Annotated in this window: 2 protein-coding genes; both read left to right on the top strand. The window is 58.4% G+C overall.

Annotated features, from left to right (window positions below):
• Positions 1 to 141: 141 nt before the first annotated feature.
• Complete coding sequence (istA, locus tag C795_RS0111610) at positions 142 to 1794, top strand: IS21 family transposase (RefSeq protein ID WP_017791933.1); 1653 nt, start codon at positions 142 to 144, stop codon at positions 1792 to 1794.
• Entirely contained in the window at positions 1787 to 2560 is a 774-nt protein-coding gene (locus C795_RS0111605) for an ATP-binding protein (protein ID WP_017791934.1), read from the top strand. The genes istA and C795_RS0111605 overlap by 8 nt, the downstream gene beginning before the upstream one ends.
• Positions 2561 to 2656 lie beyond the last annotated feature (96 nt).

Raw genomic sequence — 2656 nt, 5'->3', positions numbered from 1 at the left:
TGTTTAGAAGGCGCTTCGGAAAGCGCGTGTGCAACGATCGGAAAGCATTGATGTAAGCATCGGGTAGCGCTCTCGATGGCTTCTGGCTGAGGATGGCTCTTACCCTGGCGACGAGTGTTCGCTGGGGCGAGAGGAATTCTAATGACGGATTATCGGCAGCTGATGCTGCTTTTGATAGAAAAACGCTCTTACCGGGAGATTGCTACGCGGCTGGGCTGCTCGCAGCGCACGATCGCTAAGGTACGCCGCGTGCTCGACGAGCAGCAACTCGTCGGCAGTGAACAGGTTGCGGCGTTGGCGCTGGAAGAAATCGACGGGCTCTTCTCCGACGGACGCAAGAGCGCAGCGGACGGGTTTGTGCCAGTGGACATCGACAAGGTGGTCCAGTCGAGGTTAGGGCGGAAGAAACCGCCGTTGAAAGTACTCTGGGCCAAATACCTGCAAACAGATGCTCCTGCTGGGGTACGCCATTACGGGTACGAGCGGTTCTGCCAGATTATTGCTGAGTATGTACGCGTGAGAGACCTCACCGCCCCGATCAAGCATGTGCCCGGGCATACGATGCAAGTCGATTGGGCGGGCACCCGCATGCAGATCATCGACCCGATCAGTCGAGCAACCACCCCGGTGTCGGTGTTCGTCGCGTCACTGCCGTACTCCGGACTCGTGTTCGCGTATGGCTACCTCGATGAGAAACAACCTGCCTGGCATGACGCTCACCGACGCGCATTCGAGTACGTGAACGGTGTCACCCTGCTGGTCGTGCCCGACAACGCTTCGACGGCATCGAACCAGATCAGCAAGGCCTCGCGTGCTCGTGACGTGAACGGCTCCTATGCGGAGTTTCTCGAGCATTACCGGACCGCTGCTGTTCCCACGAGGTCAGCTGCTCCAAGAGATAAAGGGAACGTCGAAGCTGGGGTGAAAGTCGTCACGAATTGGGTCATTCACTACCTCAATGATCAAGTGTTCGCGTCACTCGATGATCTCAACGGAGCAGTCGCAGAGCGTGTGGAATGGATCAACCGCAGGATCCCGTTCCGGGGTGAACAGCGCAGCCGGATGGACTGGTTTGAGGAGGCCGAGAGGACGGGTCTCCTCGAGTTGCCAGCTCAGAGATGGGAGCCGGTGGTGTGGCGCAAAGCAAAAGTACATCGCGACTGGCATGTCCAGATCGACACCATCAAGTACTCAGTTCCGTACGAGTTCGCTGGCCTGAACGTCGACGTGCGTATCGTCGGCGAACAACTCGATGTGCTTGCTGATGGCGCAGTGATTGCGACGCATCAGCGCGGCAGCCATCGGAACGGGTATGTCACCGATGCTGAACATGCGCCCGCCTATCTGGAAGAAACGGCGGGGCTCTGGACGCGCGCCTATTTTCTCAGACAGGCCGCGAAAGTAGGGCCCGGAACGGTCGCCGCGCTCACGAGGCTGCTCGATGGGAAGAAGATCGAGGCACAAGGGTTCCGGTCATGCATGAACATCCTCGATCTCGGGAAGCGGGGCAGCCGGCAGCAGCTCGAACGCGCCTGCAAACAGCTCACCGATAACGACGCACACAGGCAGATCAGTTATACCGCCGTGAAACACGCGCTGGCAGTTGTCAGAGCTGAGCAAGACGAGCGCCCCCAAATCATACGATCAGGTGCGAGGACAACGGGGACCGAATCTCCTCACTCGCGTCGAATCGCTGGCCGCGACACGAGCGGCGCGCATCTGGCAGGGCCCGGGGCGTTCAGCCTCGAAGCACTCACCGGCATCCAGCCAGGAGCGGAGGGGGCCGATGTTTGAGCAGCACCTCACTGAGGACGACATGCCCCTGTTCACCAAACTGCGATTGACAGCATTTGGTGAAACCGTCATTAACATCGCGAACGATCCCTCGTTTGATGAGTGGTCGTTCTCGCAGAAGATCAGGCACGCGCTGAATCAAGAGACCGAGGCTCGGGGTGAGCGTCGTATGTTGAAACTGTTGAAAGCGTCGCGCACCCCGAACCCTGCCGCCTGTGTCGAGGACATCCACTACCTCGACGGCCGCTCGTTACACCGTGAAGTAATTGCCAGACTTGCTGCATGTAGATGGGTAGATCACTGCACAAACCTTGTCATTCTCGGGTCATCGAGCGTGGGAAAATCATACCTCGCGCAAGCAATGGTGAATGCAGCCTGCCGCCGTGATTACACGGCAAGGTATTACCGGTTGGATGACCTCGCGAACCAGCTCGCGGTCTATCACCACACCGATCCAGCCAGGTTGAAGTTCTTACAAGACCTCCATGCCTGCGACGCGTTAGTCCTGGATGACTTTCTCACGACGCCGATCAGTAGTGAGACCGCTGCCGAGGTCCTCAATATTCTCGCCGCGAGGGAGGGCCGGGGCGCGACCGTGGTGACGAGTCAGTTCGATCCCGAGGACTGGTACAAATCACTTCATGATGCAGTGGTCGCGGAGTCAATATTGAATCGGATCGTGTCGAACGCAGAGATCGTGCAGTTGGCCGGCCCGAACATGCGTAGGCACACGGTCACTGGCATCGATAGCGGGCTTGAGGTATAGCTCAAGGGTCATGCGTGGGTGCAGCGAGCACTTTACGGTCGTTGCACCCACGCTTTCCGATCGTTACACACGCGCTTTCCGAAACGTCGACTAAAC

Origin of the sequence: Leucobacter salsicius M1-8, assembly GCF_000350525.1 — a bacterium.
GTDB classification, from domain to species: domain Bacteria; phylum Actinomycetota; class Actinomycetes; order Actinomycetales; family Microbacteriaceae; genus Leucobacter; species Leucobacter salsicius.
The sequence above is the reverse complement of the archived record's forward strand: the minus strand, read 5'-3'. Positions and strand labels throughout refer to the sequence as shown.